The 6,537-nt window shown below is 65.1% G+C and carries 4 protein-coding genes and 1 pseudogene; all 5 read left to right on the top strand.

All coding sequences use genetic code 11. From position 1 onward, the window contains the following. Positions 1-50: 50 nt before the first annotated feature. Positions 51-1,097, top strand: a complete 1,047-nt coding sequence (locus B3H86_RS05750; protein ID WP_292051862.1) for a ligase-associated DNA damage response exonuclease — start codon at positions 51-53, stop codon at positions 1,095-1,097. Continuing rightward, positions 1,094-2,713 (top strand): cisplatin damage response ATP-dependent DNA ligase, encoded by a 1,620-nt coding sequence (locus B3H86_RS05745; RefSeq protein ID WP_292051859.1) that lies wholly within the window; start codon positions 1,094-1,096, stop codon positions 2,711-2,713. Before B3H86_RS05750 ends, B3H86_RS05745 begins: the two co-directional genes overlap by 4 nt. A gap of 32 nt (positions 2,714-2,745) precedes the next feature. Next, positions 2,746-5,178, top strand: a complete 2,433-nt coding sequence (locus B3H86_RS05740) for a ligase-associated DNA damage response DEXH box helicase (protein ID WP_292051857.1) — start codon at positions 2,746-2,748, stop codon at positions 5,176-5,178. After that, the gene (gene pdeM, locus B3H86_RS05735) at positions 5,178-5,864 is read left to right on the top strand and encodes a ligase-associated DNA damage response endonuclease PdeM (RefSeq protein WP_292051855.1); all 687 of its coding nucleotides are present in this window, start codon (positions 5,178-5,180) and stop codon (positions 5,862-5,864) included. Before B3H86_RS05740 ends, pdeM begins: the two co-directional genes overlap by 1 nt. Before the next feature lie 247 nt (positions 5,865-6,111). Continuing rightward, positions 6,112-6,537 (top strand): annotated as a pseudogene (locus tag B3H86_RS05730) (TolC family protein); the annotation flags it as partial.

Below are 6,537 nucleotides of genomic sequence, written 5' to 3'. Positions count from 1 at the left end.
CGCCCTTTTTCATGTCCGCAACCGCCAAGCCAGCGCCGCGTTAGCTTTGCATGAACACCACCGCCGAGGCCCGACGCTTTGCCGCCGTCCTGCATCCAACGCCGCAAGGGCTGTGGTGTCCGCAAGGGCGGTTTTTCATCGATCCACCGCGCCCGGTGGAGCGCGCCGTCATCACCCACGGCCATGCCGACCACGCCCGTTGGGGCCACAAGCACGTGCTGGCCACGCCCGAGACGCTGGCCATCATGGCCACGCGCTATGGGGCCGATTTCGCGGGCAGCACCCAGAGCCTTGAATACGGCGAGCGGGTGAAGGTGGGCGGGGTCGAGGTGTCGCTGCATCCGGCGGGGCATGTTTTAGGCTCGGCACAGGCCGCCATCCGGCACGGTGGCATCACCATCACGGCCAGCGGCGATTACAAGCGCCGCCGCGACCCGACCTGTGCGGGGTTCGAGCCGGTGCCGAGCGATGTGTTCATCACCGAGGCGACCTTTGGCCTGCCCGTCTTCCGCCACCCGCCCGACAGCCACGAGATCGGCAAGCTGCTGCACTCGATAGAGCAGTTTCCGGAACGGGCGCATCTGGTCGGAGCCTATGCTCTGGGCAAGGCGCAGAGGGTGATGAAGCTGCTGCGCGAGGCGGGCTATGACGAGACGATCTATGTCCACGGCGCGCTGGAAAAGCTGAACCGTCTTTATGAGAGTTTCGGCGTCGATCTCGGCCCGTGGCAGACGGTGGCGGGGGTGAAGGCCGACTTCGCCGGAAAGATCATTATCGCCCCGCCATCCGCCATCGCCGACCGCTGGAGCCGCCGCTTTCCCGATCCGGTCGCGGCCTTTGCCAGTGGCTGGATGAGCGTGCGGGCGCGGGCGCGTCAGAGGGGTGTGGAGCTGCCCATCATCCTGTCCGACCATGCCGATTGGGACGAGCTGACCGACACCCTGACCGAGCTTTCCCCCACCGAGGTCTGGATCACCCACGGGCGCGACGATGCCCTGTCGCGGTGGGCGCAGATCAACGGCATGACGGCTCGGGCGCTGCACCTCGTCGGCTATGAGGACGAGGACGACGAGCCTGTTGAAGAGGCCGTCGAATGAGGGCCTTTGCCGAACTGCTGGACCGTCTGTCTCTGACGGCATCGCGCAATGCCAAGCTGCGGCTGATCGCGGACCATTTGCGGACGGTGCCGGACCCTGATCGCGGCTGGGCGCTGGCGGCGCTGACGGGCGGCCTGTCGTTCAAGGAGGCCAAGGCCAACACCATCCGCAAGGTGGTGGAAGAGCGTGTGGATGCCGAACTATTCCGCCTGTCCTATGACTATGTCGGTGACCTAGCCGAGACGGTGGCCCTGATCTGGCCCACGCGGCACGGGGCCAACCGCGAGCCGGAAGTCTCAGAGGTGATCGAGGCCCTGAACACCGCCAAACGCGGCGAGGTCTATGGCCTGATCGAAAACTGGCTGGATGCGCTGGATTCTGAGGGACGCTGGGCGCTGCTGAAACTGGTGACGGGCAGTTTGCGCGTGGGCGTATCGGCGCGACTGGCGTGGCAGGCGGCAGCGGATTACGGCGGCGTGGACGTGGCCGAGATTCAAGAGGTCTGGCACGGACAGGAGCCGCCCTATCTCGATCTTCTGGCGTGGCTGGATGGCAAGGGCGAGCGGCCACAGGTCGAGTCGCATGGCCGTTTCCGCCCCGTCATGCTGGCCCATCCGATCGACGAGGCGACGGAGATGCCGCGCCTGAACCCCGCCGACTTCGTGGCCGAGTGGAAATGGGACGGCATCCGCGTTCAGGCGGTGAGCGAGGGCGGCATCAAACGCCTCTATTCCCGCACGGGCGAGGATATCGGCCACGCCTTTCCCGATTTGATCGAGGCGATGGATTTCGAGGGTGTTCTAGACGGCGAATTGATCGTCATCCGCGATCGCGTGATGGGCAGTTTCTCGGACCTGCAACAGAGGCTGAACCGCAAGAGCGTCGATGCCAAACGCATGGCGGCCTATCCGGCAGGTATCCGGGCCTATGACCTTCTGGCCGACCGGGATGAGGACACCCGCGCCCTGCCCTTTTCCGAGCGGCGCGAACGGCTGGAAGCCTTCATCGCCGCCATCGCGTCACCGCGCATCGACATCTCGCCGCTGGTCGAGATCGAAAGCTGGGAAGCTCTGGCCGAACTTCGCGCCAATCCGCCCGAGGGCGATGCGCGGCTGGCCGAGGGCTTCATGCTGAAACGCCGCGACAGCGTCTATGAGGCGGGCCGCCCCAAGGGGCCGTGGTTCAAGTGGAAGCGCGACCCCATGCTGGTCGATGCCGTGCTGATGTACGCCCAGCGCGGGCACGGCAAACGCTCCAGCTTCTATTCCGATTTCACCTTCGGCGTCTGGACGACGGACGAGGCGGGGCAATACGTGCTGACCCCCGTCGGCAAGGCCTATTTCGGCTTTACGGACGAGGAGCTGAAACAGCTCGACAAATTCGTGCGCGACAACACCACCGACCGCTTCGGCCCCGTCCGCGCGGTTAAAGTCACGCGCGACTTCGGATTGGTGGTCGAAGTCGCCTTCGAGGGCCTGCAACGCTCCACCCGCCACAAGTCCGGCATCGCCATGCGCTTCCCGAGGATCAACCGCATCCGCTGGGACAAGCCTGCGGGAGAGGCGGATGAGTTGGGGGCGTTGGAGGGGATGTTGTCGGCTGCGGAGGGGGAATGAAATCCCTCTCTTCCGCTCCCATATCAGATGGCATGACACTGTCATCTTCCCTCCCCGCCCGCTTTACCGACTGGTTCGCCAGTCGGGGGTGGAGTGCGCGTCCGCATCAGTTGGCGATGGTGGAGAAAGGGCTGGCGGGTGAGGATGCCTTGCTGGTGGCACCGACGGGCGGGGGCAAGACACTGGCGGGGTTTCTGCCCAGCCTGATCGAGCTGTCGCAGCGGGAGAAGGCCCCGGGCGAACTGCCTTCGGTGCACACCCTCTACATCTCGCCGCTGAAGGCGCTGGCGGTGGATGTGGAGCGCAACCTGCTGACGCCCGTGCGCGAGATGGGGCTGGATATCGCCATCGAGAGCCGAACGGGCGACACCAATCAGGCCAAGCGCGCGCGCCAGAGGCTGGCTCCGCCCGATATCCTTTTGACTACGCCCGAGCAGTTGGCCCTGTTCTGCGCGTGGGAGGGGGCGCGGGACTATTTCAAGGACCTGCGCTGTGTGGTGATCGACGAGATCCACTCCATCCACGGGTCAAAGCGCGGGGACCTGTTGTCGCTGGGGCTGGCGCGGTTGCGGGCCTTTGCGCCGAAGATGCGCAGCGTCGGCCTGTCGGCCACGGTGAGCGACCCCAAGGCCATCCGTGGCTGGTTATCCGACAAGGGCGACGATATCGTTTTTGGTCAGGCAGGCGCGCCACCGGAACTGGATGTGCTGCTGAGTGAAAACCGCGTGCCGTGGGCGGGCCACACCGCCAAGCACGCGATGCAGGAGGTGTATGACACCATCAAGAGCGCTGAGACCGCTCTGGTTTTCGTCAACACGCGCTGGCAGGCGGAATATGCGTTTCAGGAGCTGTGGCGGCTGAACGACGACAACCTGCCGATCGCGCTTCACCACGGCAGCCTTAGCGCCGAACAGCGCCGCAAGGTCGAGGCCATGATGACCAAGGGCCTGCTGAAGGCCGTGGTCTGTACCTCCACCCTCGATCTGGGCATCGACTGGGGCAATGTCGATCTGGTGATCCAGCTGGCCGCGCCCAAGGGATCGTCGCGTCTGGTGCAGCGGATCGGGCGGGCCAACCACCGTCTGGACGAGCCGTCGCGGGCGGTGCTGGTTCCCGCCAGCCGGTTCGAGATGCTGGAATGCCAAGCCGCCGTCGAGGCCGTGATGGAGGCCGCCCACGATGGCGAACCGATCCGCAACGGGGCCAAGGATGTGCTGGCCCAGCACGTCATGGGCGTGGCCTGCGCCGAAGCGTTCGATCTGGAGGAGCTGTACGACGAGGTCCGTACCGCCGCCCCCTATCGCGACCTGACGTGGGAGGATTGGGAACAGGTGGTCGATTTCGTCTCGACCGGCGGATATGCGCTGAAATCCTATGACAAATACCGCCGCATCGTGCGCGGGCGCGACGGGCTGTGGAAGGCGCGAACGAAAGAGATCATCGCCCGCCACCGGATGAATGTGGGGGCTATTGTCGCCGCCCAGACCTTGACCGTCCGCACTCGGGGGCGGCGTGGCACGGGCCGCAAGATCGGCGATGCCGAAGAGACCCTGTTCGAGCAGATGAGCATCGGCGACAGCTTTGTCTTTGCGGGCGAGATCTGGCGGTTCGAAGGCGTGGAAGGCACCAATGCCATCGTCAGCGCCACCAGCGATGACGACCCGATGGTGCCCAGCTGGGGCGGATCGCGCATTCCCATATCCTCGCACCTCGCCTATCGCGTCCGGCGGTTGATGGCCGACCGCGACACGTGGCGACGCATGCCCACCGATGTTCAGGAATGGCTGGAGGCGCAGGATGACCATTCCGGCATCCCCGCCATGGACGACCTGCTGGTCGAGACCTTCCAGCGCGGCAAGCGCCATTTCATGATCGTCTATCCGTTCGAGGGGGTTCTGGCGCACACCACCTTGGCCATGCTGCTGACGCGCAGACTGGACCGCGCGGGCGTGGGGCCGATCGGCTATGTCGCCAATGATTTCTCGCTGTGCATCTGGTCGATGCGGTCGATGGCCGACCTCGATTTCGACGCCCTGTTCGAACAGGACATGCTGGGCGACGATCTGGAAAGCTGGCTGGACGAGAGCTTCATGATGAAGAAGTCGTTCAAGGAATGCGCCCAGATCGCGGGCCTGATCGAGCGGCGTATGCCCGGCCATGAAAAGACGGGCCGTCAGGTGACCTTCTCTGCCGACCTGATCTACGACACCCTCAGACGCCATGCCCCCCAGCATCTGCTTCTGCGATGCGCGCGCGAGGATGCAGCGCGGGGCCTTTTGGATGTGGCGCGTCTGGGTGAACTATTGTCGCGTATCCGTGGGCGGATCAGGGTTTATAATCTGCCAAAAGTGTCGCCCTTTGCCGTGCCCATGCTGATGGAGATCGGCAAGGAACGCGCCCCCGGAACCTCTGCTGCCGATATGATGCTGGAAGACGCCGCCTTGATCGATGAGGCCATGAGCTAATGCAGATTAGCGTGGCGGGCGAACCGTGCGTGCTGCGGACGGCGGGAACGCTATGGCTGCCGCAGCATGGCACGCTGGTTGTTTCGGACCTGCACCTTGAAAAGGGGTCGGCATACGCCGCCAAGGGCCAGCTTCTGCCGCCCTATGACACGCGCGAGACGCTGGACCGCCTGCTGGCCGAGGTGGCCGATACTGAAGCCAAGACGGTGGTCCTGCTGGGGGACAGCCTGCACGACATGGGGGCCATCAGCCGTATTCCCGTGGCCGAGCGCGAGGCAGTGATCGATCTGGCGCAGCAGCTTGATCTGGTCTGGATCAACGGCAACCACGACCCCGACGGCGGCGCGGCCTTTGGCGGGCGCTCGACTGACGAACTGCATCTCGGAAACCTGATCTTGCGCCACGAACCGCAAGCCGGATCGCAGACGGGCGAGGTCGCGGGCCACCTTCACCCCTGCGCCAAGGTCAAAGGCGCGGGCGGGGCCGTGCGTCGCCGCTGTTTCCTCAGTGACGGCAACCGCCTGATCCTGCCCGCTTTCGGGGCCTATACGGGCGGGCTGAACGTGCTGGACGCCGCCTATGCGGGAATGTTCGCGCCCAAGGTTTGCGCCTATGTGCTGGGCCGGAAGGTGGTGCCGGTAAATACGCGCAGCCTTATCCCTGACGGCAGACGACTGCGGGCCTGACGGGCTTGTGGTTGCCAGTTTCGAAACCTCTGCTAATACTATTGTCATTGTTGTAAGCAACAACGCGCACTGTCGGTCGTTATGCTGCACAGGCAATCGGGGCAGAGTTATGATCAGTCGATACAGAGTGTGCGCAGCCTTGGCCGCAGTCTTGGCTACGGGCCTGGCTAATGGCTGGGCCACTGGAGCCATTGCAGGTGCGCAAAATGCAGTGCCGCAAGAGGCCGCGCCCCCAACAGTCGCCCCCATGACGTTCGAACAGGCCCGCGCCCGTCTGGAAAGCACCTCGTCACTCACCCGCGCCGCCGATTACGGGGTTCAGGCCGCGCAGGCCCACGCCAATGTCGCGGCGGGGCTTCACCGGCCCACGGTGTCGCTGGACGCCATGCTGATCCGCTATCGCAAGACCTTCGATCTGGACCTGTCCGAGGGGCTGGACCGCGCCCAGCAGGACATCGGCGCGGCCATTCCGGGGCTGGTGTCCAACCTGCCCGGCGTGACGCCCGATCTGGCGTCGCTGGTCGAGCAACGCCTGCAACAGGCCCTGCCCGAGATCTTCGCCGCCCTGCCTTCCGACCTGCGCCTTCGGTTGGAGGAAACCTCGTTCCGGCCCACGGTCACGGCGATCCAGCCCATCTATAGCGGCGGGGCCATCCCCGCCCTGCAACGCGCA

This window comes from Brevundimonas sp. UBA5866 (assembly GCF_002432125.1).
Lineage (GTDB): Bacteria > Pseudomonadota > Alphaproteobacteria > Caulobacterales > Caulobacteraceae > Brevundimonas.
The sequence above is the reverse complement of the archived record's forward strand: the minus strand, read 5'-3'. Positions and strand labels throughout refer to the sequence as shown.